Origin of the sequence: Pelagicoccus sp. SDUM812005 (genome assembly GCF_031127875.1) — a bacterium.
Classification (GTDB): domain Bacteria; phylum Verrucomicrobiota; class Verrucomicrobiia; order Opitutales; family Opitutaceae; genus Pelagicoccus.
The window spans coordinates 40,699-60,361 of sequence record NZ_JARXIA010000025.1 but is presented as its reverse complement, the minus strand read 5'-3'; the positions used below and the strand labels follow the sequence as shown (position 1 = coordinate 60,361).

Below are 19,663 nucleotides of genomic sequence, written 5' to 3'. Positions count from 1 at the left end.
AGTGGATGAAGCACGGGGTACGGCAAAAAGCTATTTTCGGTGATACAGGACCGCTCCACCGTGCCCCTCTAGGTCGAGTTTCAACTGACCGTCAGCCTCCACGGTCAACTCGCTCAAACCGGAATGCTGCTTTCCCTTTTTATCGTGAATGAGAGAGAGCGTCTCGCCAGCGAGAAAAGGAACCGTTAAAGATAGCGTCTTGGCTTCCTCCTCGCCATTCGTCGCGGCAAGGTACCATCGGGTACCGGAACGACGAGCAATCACCGCATGCGTCCCTGGATAGCCGTCCACAAATCGCGTTTCGTCCCATACTGCCGGCACTTCGTGCAGGAACTCTATCACGTAGCCGGGTTGTTCTTCGAAAACTCGAGGCGTAAGTCCGAAATGCTGCAGAGGAGAGAAAAACAAGACCGACGTCGCAAGCTGGAACGCGTCTGTCGTCCTGCGAACATTTCCGCTCTCCGGATCGCCCGAAAACCGATTATTCAAAACAAGCGGGCCATAGTCCATCGCCGCCACAGGATTTCGCACCAGAGAGATCACAGTGCTGCGCCAAGCTTCGCTATCGGCAAAACCTTGCGAGAACACGAGATTCTCCGATGCGGTCACCGCTTCGCTTGTCATGTGATTTGGATACATTCGTTCCCAGCCTCGCGGGAGGGTGGCTCCATGAAAGTTGAGGTTCAGGCCATAGCGATTGGCATCCGTCATGATATCCTCGTAGAGTTTCATCGTCACTTGCTTGTCTCCGCCAAAGAAGTCGACCTTCAGGCCCTTCACGCCGATCGACTGCAGCCAAGCCATCTCCTCCTCCCGAGCAGGAGCACTGTCCAAGCGATTGCGTGGCCCTTGCGGAGCATCATTCCAAAAACCGTTAGAGTTGTACCAAAGCAGAACGTCGACGTCTTTGGAATTCGCGTACGTAACCAGCTCAGCTAATTTATCTCGACCCAGATTTCTGTCCCACAGCGCGTCGATCAAAATGTACTCGAAATCTAGATCCGCAGCGAGGTCGATGAACGTCCGCTGCGCCTCTTCGTTCATGCTCGGGTCCTGCCAAAGCAACCAACTCCAAGTAGCACGCCCGGGACGGTAGTCCATGGATGCCTCGTACATCGGCTTCACCACGTCAGTCGCCACCGTAGACTCGACGATGGGCGCCAAGGTTTCTCCAAAGGTAAGGGTACGCCAAGGCGTCGTCATAGGAAGCGCCGTTGCCACAGTCGATGCGCCAATACCTCCATTCTCATCGGGCTCGGGAAAGGCGATTCGATAGAGTCCGTCCGGACTTGGATCGCTCAGTCTTGTCCCTGCATATTTGCTGGAAACGCCTGTTTCAGAAACCATCAACCAACCTTTTCCGCCGAGCCGAAACAACGCCGGAAACGTGAAGCCTAAGCCTGTGGGAGAGGCCGTACCGACTTCCGCGTCTAGCAGATATCCCTCTTCGTAGCTTGGCTTGGTCCCCATCCATCCAGTACCTGCCTTGGCTTGGTGCGTCACAAATGCAGTCGCCGTTTTCGGAAGGTCAAAGCCCGTGCGTTCAGATTCCACGATCATGCGAACCTTTTCGTCACTAGAAATTCGATACGCAAAGGCAATGTCGTTGTCGCTAACGCGAAAAACAACCTCCATCAAATCCCCCTGCTCGTTCCGATAGCGTGCCGTCAACTCATTGGCGAGGTAGTCCACGTGCCTCACCTTCCCATGCGGCAGCTCGTAGCTCTCTTCAATGCGACGCTCCTCCTGCCCAATATGTTCAAGGCCACGGTCGAAACGTCCGATGCTCGTTTCCAATCCGAGTGGTGAAGGTTCCAAAACCACCACCTCATCGTAATAAACGGCGTAAGTCAGGGCCCCATCCTCAAGCTCTAGATTGACCCGCAGATCTCCCGCGGGACTCTGTAACTCAAGGGCATCGAGGTTGGATATAATTGCTGCCATTGCAGCGGAAAGAGATAGCAGACACTTCATTCTGATCGTAGATTCTAACGGGATTGAAAAACAAGTTGGCTGAATCGATAAAGGTTACTTCCCCAAGTCTCCGCGTCATGCCCGTGGTCATCCACATTCCAGATATGAGGGATATCATGCTTCGCCAAATACCGCTGCATCCCTTGCGAAACATTTATGAGCCCGTCACGGTTGCCGCAGGAGAGATAAAAAAGCTGGAGGCGATCCTTCACTATTTCCGGATCGGGTATCAGCTCCTCCGCTGGCTTCGTGTTGGGAGCAGCCGAAAAGGCTCCCAACCAAGAAAAAGTATCCAAGCGCGTCAGACAAAAGTTCAATGACTGTCCGCCCCCCATCGACAAGCCAGCGAGAGCTCTGTGCTCACGATCCCTTCGCACCGAGTACTTCGCTTCGATTGCTGGGATGAGATAGTCGACAAGATCCTGCTCGAATTTCGCAAAGCCCTCGATCTTCTCCGGTGAAAAAATCTCTCCCTCCGCCCGGTCGTTAGGTAACGCCCTACCATTAGGGAGTACGATGATCATTTCCGCGGCTTTCCCTTCGGCAATGAGGTTGTCCAGGATCACATTGGGCTGAGTAAAGCGAATCCACTCCGTCTCGTCTCCCCCGATTCCATGCAGCAAGTATAGGACCGGATACTTCTTTGCTTCATTGTAGTTAGGAGGCAGATACACGTTCGCCAAACGTTCTGTCTGGGTCACTCCTGATTGGTAGCGAAACGCTTCGATCGCCCCCCGATCAATGTCATCGCGCCGCAAACGATAGTTTTCGGGTGGCTCAGGATAAAACCGTACATCTGCAGGCCCCAGAACAACCTCGCGCCCTAAATTCCGACGAGCTTCTTCCGCTCCATCGTTTTGCCCCAAACAGTGGCAGTAGGTAAATTGTAGAAAAACGAGAAATAGAGAGAGTTTTTTTAGCATGATCCAAGACACGCCACGAAGAAGCGATTCTGCTAGATCGACTCGCCATTCGGGGAAGCGTTACGGGGTTGACGTACCCTTACGATCAAGCCCTTCCCTCACAAAGGCTTCAAGGCTTAGTTAGTAAAACTTACTCTATATCTACAGTCATAAGAAATAATCAACCCATGACTATAGTGGTATATGAATACTTTTGAGGCTTTCCTTCCTTTCGTTATCCAGAGCTAAGCTAGAACTGATGAACGAAAACATCACCTTCTTTTACTTCACATGAGAACGAGCGCTATTCTAATACTCCCATTCCTCTCACTTTCCCTGCAATGCTTCATCGCCGTCCCCACGACTTCCGCCAAAGAGCCCAGGCCTCGCCACACCATGGCCCACTCCGTAACCAGTCCCAATTACGAACGGGAGCGACTAGACAACGGAGCTTGGAAAGCTGAAACCTACGCCCTGGCAATGGGCAAGACCATCGATCCCAGCGGAAAAGACGAGTCCCTCAACGCCCTCACCGTAGAAGAAATGGCGGAGATACTAGCCAATGCCCTTCACCGGCAAAATTACTTGCCCCAGTCGGATCCTCGTAAAACCGATCTCATGATCGTCGTCAACTGGGGGAAAACGATCCCCTTCGACGACGGATTGAGCCAGAGCGTCATCCAAAACCTGACCGCGACCATCGACCAGCTCGACAGCCTAGAACTCGACGGAGAAAGCGCAGGAGTCGTCACATTCAGCGCCACCCCGTCGGAAGCGAAGCTAGAGACGATGCTCACCATTCAGTCGATGGCTGAGCGAGCCCGGCGCCAAGCAAACGACTACAATGCTCAACTGCTCGGGTTCGCTCCGGACCTGTTCGAACATTACAAGGACGACACCCTTGGCGGGCCGCAGCGCTTGATCTTCGACGACCTCGTCGCCGAAGTGGAAGCCTCACGTTACTTCGTCATCCTCGTCGCCTACGACTTCAAAAAACTGGTCGAGAAAAAGGAAAAGGAGGTCCTCTGGATCACCCGATTCAGCATGCGAGCCAAAGGGCGAAACTTCGACGAAGAGCTCGCCAACATGGCCCAATCCGCCTCCAAGCTCTTTGGGACCGCCTCAGGTCGAATGCGGCGAAACTTGCTTCCCGGAAAGATCGAGATGGGCGAACTCGAAGTCATCGATACCTCCGAAGACCATAAGGACATCGAGTAAGCTACGGTCGCTGGGCTAGCGAAGGATCTCAGCAGATTCCAATCCCTCGCTCAAATTGATCTCATCGCCCTTTTTCAAATCGAAGCGCCCCCGCTTCTCCCCTAAAACAAAGGTCACGGAGCCGTCCCGATCCGCGCGAACCAGCGCTGACTTCAGTTCTCCGCCTTCCCATGCCATATCTACCGTGAACCCCTTCCGCGTCTTGAACCCTCGGAACGAGCCCGCAGGCCATGAGGCGGGTAAAGCCGGCAGTAGTTGAATCATTGGTACACCTGCCTCATCCTCTAGGTGGGCTTGCAACAGCATCTCTGCGATGCCGTTGGCCCCACCAAAATTACCATCTATCTGGAACGGTGGATGGGCGTCGAACATGTTGGTATAGCAATATCCCGGGCTGATCAAAAGCTCCAGGAGGTCGTGAGCTCGCTCGCCTTCGAGGAGACGCGCCCAGAAGTTTACCTTCCATGCCAAGCTCCAGCCCGTTCCCTCGTCGCCGCGCAACTCCAATGTCCTACGAGCCGCCTTCGTTAGCTCAGGGGTGGTGAGCGGAGAAATCTGGTTGCTCGGGTGCAGCGCATAAAGGTGGGAAATGTGACGGTGATCCATTTCCGGAGCTCCCAAGTCCCAATCGAACTGCCACTCCTGCAACTGCCCGTCCTCGCCGATCTTGAAAGGGCTGAGGCGCAGAGCGGTCGCTTTTACCTCGTCGCGAAAAGCGGCATCCACCTCTAAGACCTCGCTCGCTCGCCCAACCGCCCGAAACAGGTCCCTCAGGATTGCATTATCCATGGTGGGGCCTGCCGCGTTGGTCACCCCTGCGTGGTGAGCATTCTCCGGTGAATTCGAAGGGGCAGTCACCAAGTATCCAGTTCTTGGATCTTCAACGAGCGTATCCAAGAAAAATTGAGCCGCCCCTTTCAGCACTGGATAGTCTTCTCGAAGCGTGGCGATATCCCCGCTAAATTCGTAACGCTCCCACAGGAAGAGGCTCAACCAGGCTCCGCCCATCGGCCACATCCCCCAAAACGCTCCATCGATCGGAGCAGTCGCCCGCCAGAGGTCGGTGTTGTGATGCGTGACCCACCCCGAGGCATTATAGAAATTCCTGGCCGTTCGCTGCCCCGACTCCGAGAGCTCATGCAACATCGCGGCAAGCGGCTCTACGCACTCGCCCAACTGCAACACCTGAGCCGCCCAATAGTTCATCTCCGTATTGATGTTGATCGTGTACTTGCTCCCCCAAGGGGCCGACAGCTTGTCGTTCCAAAGCCCCTGCAAGTTCGCAGGCTGCGATCCGGGACGGGAACAAGAGATCAGCAGGTAGCGGGCGAAGTTGAAGTACATCTCCGCCGTCGCCGGGTCATTGTCCTGCGAGAAAGTAGCAATGCGGGCATCGGTAGGACGCCGAGACAAGTCGGGTCGCGGACTCTCGAGATTCAGCTCCACACGATCGTACAAAGATTGGTAGTCGGCAATGTGTCGGGACTTCAGTTCCTCGTATTCATAGCTAGACGCGGCAGCGATCTTCGCGGCGTTCCGCTCATGCGGGTCGCCGCTGACGTCCTTCCAGTTTACGTAACTCGTGTCCGCAGCCACCAGCAGCGTTACGCTATCTGCGTCACGGATTTTCAAATACCCATCCCCAGGAAGCGCCCAGCCACCCTCTCTCTTGACCGACACTTCCACTTCCCACCGCAAACCTGACTCGATCCCCTCGCTTGAACTGTTTCTACCGGCAATTCTCATTCCCTCGGCCCAATAGGATTGGCGAGCCCCATCGTGCAAGGAGCCCAACTGCAGGGTCACATCCACGCTCGACGGCTGGTCAGCTTGTATTCGAAACACAAGCACACCCTCGGGAGAGCTGGCAAAGCTCTCTCGGGTGAATCGCACCCCATTCTTCACGTAGCTCACCGCAGCAAGGGCTCTACTCAAATCGAGGGAACGCTCGTAGTCGTCAACGAACTCGTGACCGGGCACCTTCATCAGAAGGTCCGCCATAGACTGATAACTCATCTGCCGCATCGGCTTCGCCATGAAGGAACGCTGCACCAAGTCCTGCGCCTCACTGTGCTTGTTTTGAAACAGCAGCTCTCGGATTCTCGGCAACGCTTCTGCCGCCTCGGGATAGCTCGGATCGTAAGGGCCGCCTGCCCAGAGCGTATCGTGATTGAGCACGATTCGCTCGTCCGCCGTGCGCCCCATTACCAGAGCGCCAGCGTTACCGTTGCCGATCGGTAAGCCCTCGGACAAAGGCTCGAACTGACCCGGCTCGTCGTACCGGAGCAAAGTTGAATTTTTTGCTACGAGCAGCGGAGCGAAGCTCGCCAGCGCGAGTGAAATGAGAATTGAGCGATGGGGCATAGTCTTGATGAAAACAATTGATCAGTTCATAGCAAACGCTTCTAGGACGGAAAGCTCTACCGCTCGATCCTCAAGCGATAAAAGAGCACAGGTTTATCGGAATCCAAAGGTATGTTCCAATTTAGCGCCTCTCCCGTTCCCCTCTCGGGCGTTCCGACAGCCTCCCAGTCAGAATCCAAGAGCGTTTCGCAGGTTTCGACCTGATAACGACGTCCTAGAATTGTATCCTTCAGTGTGATACGCAGCTGCGACTGGTCGAAGACAAAGCGAACCTCATTCGCTTCCGCGGGATCAAGCTCAGGCCTCACGTCCTCCTGCATCACCGCCAACACTTCGCCCGCATCCAAGGCCTTGGAATAAATCCGAAAATCATCAACTCGCCCCTCGAGGTAAGGGTCAGGCCATTGCGAGCGCCCTATATAGTTTTGGCTAGTCACACCCAAGCTGGAAGGGTTCAAAGTCATCTCGCCATTGCGCCCGACTTCCTCCCCGTTGACATAAAGGATAGCGAGCGAGCCCTTCATCGTCACCGCAAGGTGCAGCCACTCTCCAAGCGGCAAGGGTTCCGAACCGTCTACCACCTGCTCTCCCGAACCATCGGTGATTGCGAAACGAACCGTGCCGCCTCCGCCATTGGGAGTGAGAAACAGGTAATTGCCCGTGCCTGAACCAAAATCGAAGATCCGGGACCAAAAATGTCGTTCGTCAAGATAGGCCCAAGTCGATATTGTAATCTCATTTAGCTCACTGACGATGCCTTCAGGCAAGAGCACATGCCCATCGCCGCCATGCAATTGAACAGCGTTTCCATCACGCCCGCTGGACCAACTGGCATCTCCAGCAAGCGCACCTTCCCAACCACTCACGGAGCTATCGACTACCGAAGCGCCGCTCGACGCGTCGAAGCCGAAACTGGCGTAGAGGAGCGGCGGACTCGATTTTGCCTCAGCGCTCTCCAAGCTCTCGGCGCCGTTGATCTGAGCACTAACGACATAAAACCAAACATCGCCCTCTTCTACATCAGAATCCACGTAGCTCGTCTGCGTCACGCCTGAGGCGATATCCGTGTAGGGCCCTCCGGATACAGGCGACCGTTTCACCTTGTAACTGCTCGCTCCCTCGGTTGCGTCCCAGGTCAATTGATTCCCCGCACCTACAGTGCCTACGCTCAATCCTAACGGAAACGAAACGGAAGCGTCTGACTGAATTGCCCACAACTGGCTCGCGCTTCCATCGTATACGTGTTGCACCACGGTAGCATCTTCATCAACCGATGCGGACATAGGAACCACCGTTAATCCACTCACCGCGCTGCGGAGTCTGAAAAATCCATTCGCCGTTGAAGTGATCAACACTCGCCGGTTGCGCACCAAGTCCGTCCAAGGTACCACCTCCATCGGATCGTCGTTATCCTGCTCCAGTCCAACGCTCCACTTCAAGTTTTGGTTCGCCCATCTTACATGATAGTTGCCAGCTCCCAGATGCGTGAGTTGCCATTCCTGGCCAGAACCTTGGTAGGTTTCCTGCACGAGCTCGTAGGAACCGAGGTCAACTCCGATCGAGTGGCCGCTCTTTCGATTGACGAAGCGGTAAGTACCATCGGGGACAGGTCCATCGGATGCGGGCGTCAACTCAAACCAATTCAGATCAATCACGCCAGAATCAACCTCTAGGCGAACCTTCTGCTGACCATAGTCGAGGAATACCACAGTCTCAGCCGTCCCCCAAATATTAGAGCCGCCAGTGCTCGGCATCACCATGGATCCCGTGGCATCGATTCGATTGAAGTCCATCCGTATTGTAGAACTCGATACTGCAGCATAACGAACCTTCAAAGCGTAGAGCCCCGGCTCCTTAACGAAAACCGTATACTCGAGCCACTCACCCGGCTCCGCGGACGTTACCGCGAACCAGCTTCCACCGTCACTTACACTGCGGATATCCACACCTTCATCAGGCCGATACTCCCCCTGATTGTTCGCCTTGTCCAAGTCATTGTAGGCAATACCTTGACCTCCGGTATCAAAATCTTCCGCTTCCACCCGCAGGGTTCCCGTAAGCTTGTTGTTTATCCATTCGCCACCAGTCTCGCGCGGCAGTCCTTGGTTTCCAAAGACGCCTCGCTGCACGGGCCATTCTCCGAAGTCCGGAACCCAGCCGAGTCCTGAACGGTTCACGATGTCCGAATAAGCAGTAGGATCGTTAATCGCTTCATTGATAAAATTGGGCGGGACGTGGAGAAAGTTGAGCCATGAAATTCCCAATCGTTCCAGGGATGCCGTCATCTCCAAATCGATGTGGTCCAAACTGTACCCCCACTCCGAAGTTGTGAATTCCGTCATGAACATCGGGTAGCCCGCTTCCAGCATCTTCTCCAATGCGGGAGTGGTTTCCTCATGCCCAGCATATCCATGAAAAGCGACTGCTGCATTGCTCCAGTCGATATCGTCGTGTATTTTAGAAAGATCATTCAGAGCCGCCTCCCAATTCGAAAAGACAGCGTAAGTCATTAGCAGCACAGGCGTATCCGGAGCATGGCTACGTATCGTATCGTAGGCATCCACCTCCATTTCGAGAACCGACCGAGAATAGGGTGGCGTCCAGGCCACCGGTTCGTTTTGGATCTCGAAGATGACGTGCGTTTCGTCGGCGTATCGGGGCGCGTAAAAATCCCAAAAATCGATAATGTAGTCGTAATTGTAATCGCCATTGTTGGCTCCGTTACCAATCGTAATGACAAGGTAAAGCCCCAGCTCACGAGTCATCTCCACCATCTGATCCATTCGCGAAGCAGAATAGCCAGGCCCCTGACTGCCCTCCGCGGGATAGTTTGGATCAAAGACTTCGCCGTAGAGATGCACTGCGTTCAGTCCAAGCTCCTTCAGCTGCGCCAAGTTTTCTTTCGGAGGTGGATTGCCCCACTCCGTTGAGGCAAACGGCCCACGAATCAGCTGACCATTGTCCGCCACGAAGGTGGTACCAGCTTCGTTAAGAACCGCTCTTCCTCTCTGCATGGACAGTTCCGACGCATCGTCCCCCAGTTCGAAAGAATCCACATCTACGTAACCAGCGCTGGGATCGGTCTCCGTGTTGTAACAGAATATCGAATACTTCTGGCCTTGAAACGTGCTGTGCGTAATATCGAAGCCCAGAGTAAATATTCCGCCAAAGCGGGTCCATGTTGCACCGTCATAGCTGTAGGAACAGATTCCCACTTCCTCCTCAAAATCTAGGTCGGCCCGCAGGTAGATGGAATTAGCCTCCACCGCGATGGGCACCGCTCCATCGTGACGACCGACGCCACGATTCTCGAAGCTGCTGCGCAACCATCTGTCGCCTTCGCTATCCACTTCCACGAAAACATTGGCATTCACCTTCCCCAAGACACCAAAGCCCGCCCGGTCACCGCTTCGCAGATTGGAAATATCCAGCTTGACGATACCGTGGCTCTGCGGCCCCTGTCCCTTTTGCGTGAGCGTGTTCTTACCATTCCAGAAGCGATCCGCTCGGAGCGGACGAAGCCTTAAGAAGCCTGGGCGTTCGCTTAAAGACCATTTGCTTTCGTCAGGATTGTGATTCCACTGCCACTGTAATCCCAAGGTCGAACTTGAAAAGTCATCCGAGGTGGCTGGCTCCCTGATCGCCTTTCCTCTAATGGGCTTTTCGACTGTATCCAAAATCACGTTCCGATTATCCGGCGTACCGAAGACTGGCCAATCGTCTTCCCAAAATACGGGCCCTAAGTTTGGAGTTCGACCAACGGCCCCATTGTCTTGATGAACGAATCCATACCAAGAACCATCCTGCAATTGGACAACAGATCCTTGATGCCCACCGGTCGTCGCCGTTAACACCACTCTGCCGGTTTCCCAAGGGCCCGCCAGATTCTGGGATCGGGAACACCGTAGTTGAAAGGGCCATACACTAGGATTCGCATTGAATACGTAATAGTAGTTTCCACGCTTGATCACGTGAGCCCCCTCACCTCCAGCGTCGAAAACACGGTTCGATTGCGAAACCACTTTCGAGTAGTCTTCGCTCAACTCCATAAGCGTCATCTCGGAATGGCCGCTGAAGATATAGCCCTTGCCGTCATCATCGAAGAAGAGACCTGGATCATAGGCAGGGCGATCCAGCTGGTGGTATTGCCAATCACCCTCCACATCATCGCTGTAATAGAGTCTAGCATTTCCAAAAGTCGGGTTCACTAACACATAAAAAATCCCCTCGTTGTAACGCAGACTACACGCCCAATAACCTTCTCTATAAGCGGTGCCGCCCTCCAAGTCATAAGCATCGCCACCATCGACCTCGATCGCGGCATGCCCCGCGATCTCCCAGTTGACAAGATCTTCCGAACGCAGGATTCGAATCCCCGGCACGTCCACAAAGGTGGTCGATACCATGTAAAAATCGTCGCCAACTCGAATTATATCTGGATCGGGATAGTCGGCGTAGAGCACCGGGTTCGCAAACCTGCCATCTCCCTGATCCGCCTGCCAAGCAAGGGCTACCTGAGACGGACTGTGCAAAGCGAGACCGAGAAGGAATACATTTACTAATATGCGTACAGTCATGGGATCTTATGTCGGAATTTGAAGTCCCGAAGCACACGCCTCTAATGCAAGCGAAACCAGGGCAAAAAGAACGCGCGTATGGGGTGTACACAAAGCTTCCCAAGCCCCCTTTGCACAACAAGCCTACAAAGGTAAGCAAATCCCTTTTACCGTAGCTATAGACGTGCCTCCGCCGCCTTTTCAACGCTTCCCTCTACCCGTACATATAACCAAAGACATATGCCATTTTTAGCCAACGCCACCTTGACGGTTCACCAACGCCACACGTTCAATCGGTAGCAGAGAAGGTCCCGGTCGACTCCGGCCCCATGGCACCCTACCCCACTTTACCCTAGCATGAACGCAAACAGTACATCCTCTACTTTTGTCGCTCATAAGCCCGTCCACCCGCTTCAAGCACCCTTCGCAATCAGCCCACTGCCGCCGTCCAACAAGAGGCTGCCTCCCGAGCCCGCTACCCAGCAGGGACGAACAAGACAGAGCCCCACCAGTCGAAGTAAAATTCTAGTCGCGGCCCAGTACGCCAACCAAGACTTCCTGCAGGGCATCGCTCGTTTCGCCAAGGAACGCAACTGGCACCTTATTACGGACATGCTGCACACCGGAGTGCTTCCCAAGCGATGGGATGGCGACGGGATTCTCGCCTTCGTTCCTTACCAATCCGACCAGCCCTCCTTCGCAAACGGCACCAAGGTGCCGAACGTGACCGTCAGCCTGGCCGACGATTGCCGCTCAATACCAAGAATTGAGCCTAACCACTTCGAAATCGGAAAACTCGCAGCAAAGCACCTTATCGAGGTAGGCTGCCAGAACTTCTTGTGGGCTCCCTTTATCGACGACCCTCAAAACCAGGAGCGTTTTGCGGGCTTTCATTCAGCGCTCAAAACCTTCGGATACCCCTGCGGCCAACTCCCTCCTCCACACGCTAAATCATTTCAACCATGGCAAGAGAACTGGACAGAGTGGCGCCAGTCCGTGCTAGAACTGCTTTCCAAGCCCCAAGACCGCATCGGCCTTTTCGCGTTCAATGACTGCCTTTCCGGTGAACTATTGACGATCGCCGACGAGATCGAACTAAGCGTTCCAGACCAAATCGCCATCGTCGGGGCAGGAAACGAAACGGTCGAATGCGAGGCGTCCCACATCAGTCTCTCGAGCGTCGACCCGAACATGGAAGACATGGCGTATCAAGCGGCCGCCCTGCTTTCCGATCTCATGGAGGGCAAACGATGCGAGACCGAATGCATCAGAATAGCTCCCAGGAAGGTGGAAGCAAGAACCAGCACTGAGGTATCTTCTCGAAACAATTCCCGTATCCATCGGGCCATTACATTCATTGCTGAAAATTATTCCGACCCTAACTTAGGCGTCAACCCCGTCTCCGACGCCCTGGGAATTTCTCGACGACAGCTGGAACGCGACTTCCGGGCGGAAAAAGGAAAAACCATTCGCGAGCACATCGAAGAGACTCGCATGAAGGCAGCTACCCGATTGCTCGTAGAGCGACGGGACGACACAGTAGAAGACATCGCTCGGAGCGTGGGCATTTCTTCGCCAGGAAGTTTCTTCAGGACTTTCCGCAAACGTTACGGCCTCACCCCCTCGGAGTTTCGCAGCGGAGCCTAGAAAAGCCGCTCAATCACCCCTCACCAGCCGCGAGGGACGACGTCTGCTCAAGCCGAGCTTTGAGCTCCCGCCGAAGCTCCGACTCGTTCCCCTCGTCAGGAACCAGGCGCAACGCCACGTTCCAAGCCTTACGCGCCTCCTCAAGCTTCCTGTTGCGGAATAGCACATCTCCGTAAACGATCAAGATGCTAGGCCGGTCGCCGGCCGCACTGAGCAAGGCTTGCAAAGCGAGCTCCGCCTCTTGGAACCGACCCGCCTGAACCGCCACTTGCGCCCTCGCCCCAAGGGCATCCATCCTTCGAGGTCGAAGCGCTAAGGACTTTTCGAAGCGTTCCAAAGCCTCGCCCACCTTCCTGCTCTTCACCGCCTCCAGCCCCAGCTCGTAGTGAGCGTCGGACAGGAGCTCGATCGCCTCGTCGTAAAACGGCGCGACCTGATACGACTGCTGCAGAAACGGAAGCGCTTCTCCAAAATGCCCCGCTTCCATGAGCACTAAAGCCGCTCTCACCATGGCCTCCGCATCCATCGGCGCCAGTTGGCGAAGCATTCGCAAGCTCTCGTTCGCTTGATCGATCTTGCCCTTCTTCATGCCCAATCGAGCGCGAGCGAAATGCAGCTCAAGGGAATAAGGGTCCGATTCGATGCCTCGCTCAAGCACCGACAACGCCTCCTCGTAGGCCCCTTGCTCGACCAGCAGTCTTGACCATTCAAGGTTCAACTCTCCGCTGGCGCCAAAACGCTCCGCAGCCGCACGAGCGGTTCGCTCCGCTTCTTCCTTGTTTCCACGAAGGTTCAGAGACTTCACCAATAAAGGATAAAAGACTTCCGCCGCGCCCCCCTTAGCCAAACCTTCGTGAAGCTCCTCTTCCGCTTTCTCGTAGTATCCAAACCCCATATACATCACTGCCCGATAGCGAGAGTATCGTGGGTTTTCGGGATCCAAGGCCTCCATTCGTTCGAGATAAGGCAGGGCTTCCTCAAAACGATTTAAAGTAAAGTAGTCGAGAAAGAGGAAATCCAAGCGCTGCACATCGTATATGGCATCGATCACTTCCTGGAACCAAGGGTCACTCTCCGGAACGCCTGCGGAATACTCGATCGCTTCAGAGGCTTCGTAGGCACGTTTTTCATCGCCAAGCCGAGCGTAAACCTGGGACAGCAAGGCCAGAGCGCTGCTATTGACCGCGTCAAATTCGAGAACGGATTCCAGTTCCTTTACCATTTGCTCGATCTCCCCTCTCCGCTCGAAAACGCGGGCCAAGCCAACATAGGCAGAGGCCAGCTCCCGATCAATCGACTTAGCCTCCTGGAAAAGCTCCGCTGACGCATCGAGACTCCCTTCCTTGAACCTGGCCTCACCCAGCTGCGCCAAAGCCAAGCCATACCCATCGTAGGCTGCGACGGACGCCTCGAGATAGGACATTGCTCCCTCCGAATCCCCTTTTTCCTTCACCAGCTGAGCAGCCAAGTAATTCAAGCGAGCGCGTTCCAAATCGTCCTCGGCAGAAGCGATCAACCAATCGTAGAGGCACTTCGCCTCCCTATCGTATTCGTTGGCATGATACAAGTTCGCAACCATTCGCAGCCTCGTACGGTCTGGGTTCGCCGCGTTCAGCGATTCCAGCAGAGCGCTTAAACGCTCTCCGAGAACCGACTCCCTAGAGAGCTCCTCCGGCAACTCCAAAACGAATCCCAAGTCGCTCGGTTCCATCAAGCTATTCTCCTTTACCTCCGACATCGCTAAGGCGCCGAAGCACGCAAAGACGAAGGCCGATAAACCCCATCCGATCCGCTTCATCTCAGTCTCCTTTGCGAGCTTGATCGCGATCCCAATAAGTCACGCGGCTTTTCTTGTCGAAAGGCGGGTAATACATAAACGCTCCGGTCACGAGTTCCACCTCGCCGTCCTCATCCATGTCAGCTCCGTCCACGGAAATTAAATGAGTCGGCTCTCGAGCCAAAACATGCCTTTCAAAGGCCATCGCTTCCTCCTGCCGATAGCAGACCAAAGACACCGCTTCCGGTAAAGTCCAGTCGTTGAATCCGCTCACCACCACGATATCCCGCTTTCCATCCCCGTCATAATCGACGACCAGAGGGCTAATGGCCCCAGGCAAGTCCGCAATACGCCGGTAATCAAAGTTACCCAACCCATCGTTGCGAAGCCATTGCACTCCATGCCATGAACGAGGGCCTGGCGTGGAGTAGTCCAGCCCATCCCCATTCGTATAGACAATGTCGATACTTCCGTCGTCGTCGACATCCGCTAGACAAATGCCGCTGCTGCCAAAGTTCTTGTTTAAAGATCCGTAAGCCACTCGACCTTGAAACCCGCCGCTACCGTCGTTCTCAAAAACATGTATTTCCTCCCAGTCCTGGGAAACAAGCGCCACGATGTCCAAGTCGCCGTCGCCATCCACATCGCAAACGGGCGCATGGATGGTACCAGATAGGTCGAGCAAGGTGTGGCTTGCGTATTCGCCGTTTCCGAGATCCTCCATCCAGCGAATTTCACCGTCGTAAAACCCGAACATTCCAACCACGAGATCCAGCCTCCCATCCTCGTTCAGATCCGCTGCGGTCACATAGGTCACCCGAGGAACATTTTCTAAGAGAACGCGTTGCTCGAAATGTCCCTCCCCTTTGTTTTCCAAAAGCAGGACCGATCCGATTCTTCCGTTATTCGGCACTACGATCCCCATACAAGCAACCAAGACGTCGAGCAGACCGTCTCCGTTTAGATCAACCGTTTCCGTAAATACCGGTCCAGGAGCCATGCTTGCGATTACGGTCTCTTCGAACCTTCCGGACTCAACCTGTCGAATCCAACTGACCTGATTGAGGCGGCCCTCGCAGACTAACACGTCCATCACGCCATCCTGGTCGAGATCGGCGATATTCACGTTGCTCACCCATGGCTCGCCCACGGCTGCCGACCCGATACTGCGACTCGCAACCGGACGAGCGGGCATGGCTAAAGCGTTTCCGACAAAGAACAACCCCGCAACCGCCCACGAAGCCACCCATATCAATTCTGTAATTGTTTTTCTCATACAACTGAAGCATCCCCAAAAAAACGCCCCTGAACGAATCCAGGGGCGAAGCATTAACAAGATACTTACTATGCTAGAACTTGAAGGTATTCGTTAAGAATATCTGCTGTGGAGCTTTGATACGGTAGGCCGCTGGCGTACCATCAGGCTGCACCGTGATCGGAACGAGCTCGTCGCCCACTCCCACATTGGAGATGTTCATCTGAATTTTCCAATCGACCCTGTCGTTGAAGATCAGCTTTCCATAACCAAGCCAAAGGTCGAAGTCCATCTGAGCGTCATCCTTGTATGGCGTGTCCAAATCGTAGGCGAGGAACTCTCTGCCTGTGAATTCAGACACCTCATAGTATGGCCTGTAAGCCAAGGTGGAAGCCGACTGGTAACGAGCGCTGCCACCGACGCTGAAGCCCTTGAACTTGCCATCGCTAAAGTCGTAGTTCGTTACGAAATTTACGTGCCAGAGACGGTTTTCCGGCACCACGGTACCTTCTTCAGCGAGACGGGCCTTGATGTCGCCGTCAGCGTATCCGTTCCAGTTGTCACGGGCATTGGCAGTACTTCCGGAGCCCCAGATGCGAAGGTCGCCCATAGCGGTAGTGTTCATGCGGTCGTTGAAATCGAGCAGATACTCGATCATGGTCATCTCACCGCCTGGCGCCAAAGTCTGGCCGAGGTTGTCTCGGTAGGACTTGATCTTGGAAGCGTTCATGGTCATGCGCCAGTTGTCGGTGATCTGCGCATGCAATTCGAGCTCGTAGCCTTCCGCCTTGATGTCATCGGTGAAGCGGAATGGGAGGCCTGCTTCCGTGAAGTCGCTTCCGTCCCATGCGAAGCTCCAAGCCTCCGCCATCATCTGTGGCAGAGGAGCCATCTCTTCGAGCCACTGGTCATAGGCAGCGATTACCGCCGTTTCCAAAGCCTCGGCTTCAGCAACCGTTTGGCCGTCGAGCGGCTGGTAGTCGAAACTCCATCTTGGGTTCGGGTTTTCGTCGGTTGGAACCGGCAGGTCACTGACCGTGCCGTCACCGTAAGTAGGACCATTGTTAGGCTGGCTGCGGTACTGGTAGTTGTTTTTGAACTGGTGGTAAGCTTGGGCGTAGATGCCGATGTTGTTACCGTAGAGCCAGAACGAGAGCCCCGTACCAACGTTGTTCTTCACGTCAGATTCGAACTGGTTCAGACGAAGCGAATACTTGCCGTCCTTAGTCGCAACCATGAGTCCGATGTCTTCCGTATTTCCTTCAGGAAGCGGCAATGGCTGACCCCAGTAGTCCACGAAAACCTGACCGGTCTGGAAGTTGTTAGACTTGTTGTAGGACAAGCTCACGTTAACAGGAAGGTTGTCCATCAACCCACCAACGAAAGGGAGATCGTTCATATGAGCAACCACCCCCCAGCTCTTGGACTCTTCCTTGAAGGGGCCGGTTTCGTTAACAGTGTAAGGAATTTCCGTCGGGTACTCCGTAGAGTCGTCCGTGTTCCAAGTGGTACGGACCTGGCCTACTTCGTCGTTGCGAATACCTGCCGTGGCTACGAGCGAACCGTCCCAGAGCTTACCCTGCCATACGATGGCAGTCGCTTCATTGTAACGGTCGTCCCATTCGCGGCTCTCCGTGAGGAAATCGCGATTGCGAGGGTCGGCATCAGTCATGAGCTGAACGTCACGCGTAACCCAGCCTACGTAGTTCGCGGGATTTTCGGACTGAGTAGACTCGATAGGTCCGTCCGCGGTGCCGACTGTTACTTGGTTGTACCAGATGGCACCCGGATCTACATAACCAGCTGCTTCGGGATCAATCGGGCGATTCCAAGTAGAGTCGAAATAGCGCAGGGTCATAGTATCCGAAAACTGAGGAGCTACCATCGGGGGACGGATTCCGAGATCCTGACCAAGCGACGCGCCTTGGAGGTTCGGACCGATATATACGTTTTGCATCGGGACGAAATCCGCCCAGAAGCGGCCGTTATTAGCCTTGATATCTTCGAACTGACCGAGGCCGTAGTAGTCGCCGATGAAAGTGCTGCTGCGCCATCTTTGGCTGGTACGAAGGTAGTCATCCTTGGAGGCCATACCTGTAACGGTATGCTTACCGAGCAGACGTGTAAGCCAGTTGTTGTCTCCCTTATCGAAGTCATGGGATACGAAAGCAGTCGCGCGCCAGCTTTCGCGATCGGTTATAGATTCACCCTTGGCATTGCCAAGGCGTACGAATGGGCGACCAGCGCCGGGATTGACTGTACCATCGGTGTACCAACCGGTTTCAGGCGTATTGGTCCCGTCAGCAAAACGGCTGTTTACATCGATGTGGATCGTATCGGAAACTGGATTATAACCACCTGAGAGGTAGCTTTCCTCGTGGTAACCGATATCGAAGCCCATGGTGTCGCCGAAGAACGTCTGGCTGAGGGAGATGTCGAGGGAATCGAAGTTCTGCCACTCCCGCTTAATGTCGCCGTCCAGCAGGTTGTTGTAGAAATCGAAGATCGCTGGATCCGTGACGAACTTGTCCTTCGTGAGGCTGGCGAATGGCAAACCTTTGTACTGAGCATAGTCGCGGTATCCTGGCAAACCGTGCGGATTCCCGTCGGCCAAGCCAAAAATGTTACCGTCGCGCCCGCCTTCCAAATCGATAAAGCCGTCCTCATCCGCCGCATCTGGAGAGAGGCCCAAGTATGCAACCGCATTGGGAGCTAGGCCGAGAACTGGCTGAGACTCGCCTGGCAGGTAGGAAAAAATCGAGCCACCGAAATAGCCCGCGTATCCCGTACCATTGGTCGCATTGCCGATCCATTCCACGTAGTTCGGATTCGGGTTCGCCGGAGTCTCCCCATCTTGGTTGGCTGCAGCGCCACGACCTGGAATTTGCCAGTGGTTGTCGTTGCCCCAAGCCACGTCGTAGAGTTCATTGTTCAGCTCGGTGAACCAAGGAGAGATGCGGTCGCGCGGTGGCAAGTTGCGCGGTCGATTGCTTTCGCCATCTCCCATTTCGTAGTTCGCCCTCAAGATCGTGCGAGCATTGTCTGAGGTAAGGAAGCTTGGCTCGTACCGAAACGCGAAATACTGCCGCTGGATGTCGTCAAAGGCAGGATCTTGCTTGAACTTGGAGTTGTTGTCCACCGCAGCAAAGCGAACCGATAGCTGATCTTCGATGAGCACGCGATTGATGTCAACCGACGCGCGAACGCTGCCAAACTCGTCGACGCGAATAGCGACCTCGCCAGCATCCTGCCAGCTCGCTTGCTTCATACGAGTATTGATCACGCCACCCGGGCTTCCTTGTCCAAAGAGGATCGCGTTCGGACCGCGCTGGATGTCGACACCGTCCACGTTGTATCCATCCCACGGGATACTGGAGAGGTACAGGTCGCGAGTGTTGTCCGCTCCTACCAAGCCACGAACGCGGTTGGTCGACTGCGGATTCAAAGCCGCGTTGGAGTCAGGATTTGTCCCTCCTCCCGATCCGGAGTAGTTTCCGTATACACCGCCAACCTCAGTACCCAATGTGTACTTCAGAAGCGTGCTGTTGTCCGTAGCGCCGACATCGTCCAAGAATTGTTCATTGTAGACGGATAGAGAGGTACCCAAGTCCTTCAAGTCAGTCTTCAAGCGGTTACCCGCTAGAGTGGCTTGGGTTGAGTAACCGCTATTCGCGTCGCCAGAGATTTCGAAGGGAGACAAGGTAAAAACCTCCTCATCGGATACGTCTGGCTCTGATTGCGAGTAGCCAATCGTAGGCAGCAACACAGAAGCGATGATCGCCCTTGTGCATCTATTTTTTCCAGGTGGTATTTTTATCATAATCAGGTAACAATTTAGTTAGCTTGTAGTTAATTTCTCCCTACAACCCGACAAACGACAGCCAACGCGAACAACAGTAGATGAAACTACCTAAAGCAAACGATTTGGGGTAACATCGCGTTTAGATTCCTGTGATAAAAAAATCTAACT

9 protein-coding genes are annotated in these 19,663 nt (G+C 54.5%); 2 read left to right on the top strand and 7 right to left on the bottom strand.

Annotated elements, in window-relative coordinates:
* Positions 1-30: 30 nt before the first annotated feature.
* Both QEH57_RS22355 and QEH57_RS22350 read right to left on the bottom strand, forming a co-directional pair.
* Entirely contained in the window at positions 31-1,974 is a 1,944-nt protein-coding gene (locus QEH57_RS22355) for a glycoside hydrolase family 97 catalytic domain-containing protein (protein WP_309009022.1), read from the bottom strand.
* A 14-nt stretch (positions 1,975-1,988) separates the two neighbouring features.
* The gene (locus QEH57_RS22350; protein ID WP_309009021.1) at positions 1,989-2,897 is read right to left on the bottom strand and encodes an alpha/beta hydrolase-fold protein; all 909 of its coding nucleotides are present in this window, start codon (positions 2,895-2,897) and stop codon (positions 1,989-1,991) included.
* A gap of 375 nt (positions 2,898-3,272) precedes the next feature.
* On the opposite strand from QEH57_RS22350, the gene QEH57_RS22345 reads away from it, so the two are divergent.
* The gene (locus QEH57_RS22345) at positions 3,273-4,094 is read left to right on the top strand and encodes a hypothetical protein (protein WP_309009020.1); all 822 of its coding nucleotides are present in this window, start codon (positions 3,273-3,275) and stop codon (positions 4,092-4,094) included.
* Between the two features lie 15 nt (positions 4,095-4,109).
* On the opposite strand, the gene QEH57_RS22340 is transcribed toward QEH57_RS22345, so the two are convergent.
* Together QEH57_RS22340 and QEH57_RS22335 are read right to left on the bottom strand one after the other, a co-directional pair.
* On the bottom strand, positions 4,110-6,458 hold the full coding sequence (locus QEH57_RS22340; RefSeq protein ID WP_309009019.1) for a glycoside hydrolase family 95 protein: 2,349 nt from the start codon (positions 6,456-6,458) through the stop codon (positions 4,110-4,112).
* A gap of 56 nt (positions 6,459-6,514) precedes the next feature.
* Complete coding sequence (locus tag QEH57_RS22335; RefSeq protein WP_309009018.1) at positions 6,515-11,035, bottom strand: family 43 glycosylhydrolase; 4,521 nt, start codon at positions 11,033-11,035, stop codon at positions 6,515-6,517.
* A gap of 336 nt (positions 11,036-11,371) precedes the next feature.
* Between QEH57_RS22335 and QEH57_RS22330 the strand changes: the two genes are divergently transcribed.
* Positions 11,372-12,661, top strand: a complete 1,290-nt coding sequence (locus tag QEH57_RS22330) for a helix-turn-helix domain-containing protein (RefSeq protein ID WP_309009017.1) — start codon at positions 11,372-11,374, stop codon at positions 12,659-12,661.
* Between the two features lie 13 nt (positions 12,662-12,674).
* Here QEH57_RS22330 and QEH57_RS22325 read toward each other — a convergent pair whose 3' ends face one another.
* The 3 genes from QEH57_RS22325 to QEH57_RS22315 all read right to left on the bottom strand — a co-directional run bounded on the left by QEH57_RS22325 (position 12,675) and on the right by QEH57_RS22315 (position 19,459).
* Complete coding sequence (locus tag QEH57_RS22325) at positions 12,675-14,459, bottom strand: tetratricopeptide repeat protein (protein ID WP_309009016.1); 1,785 nt, start codon at positions 14,457-14,459, stop codon at positions 12,675-12,677.
* Between the two features lies 1 nt (position 14,460).
* On the bottom strand, positions 14,461-15,633 hold the full coding sequence (locus QEH57_RS22320; protein WP_309009015.1) for a VCBS repeat-containing protein: 1,173 nt from the start codon (positions 15,631-15,633) through the stop codon (positions 14,461-14,463).
* A gap of 154 nt (positions 15,634-15,787) precedes the next feature.
* Positions 15,788-19,459, bottom strand: a complete 3,672-nt coding sequence (locus QEH57_RS22315) for a TonB-dependent receptor plug domain-containing protein (RefSeq protein WP_309009014.1) — start codon at positions 19,457-19,459, stop codon at positions 15,788-15,790.
* Between the last annotated feature and the right edge of the window lie 204 nt (positions 19,460-19,663).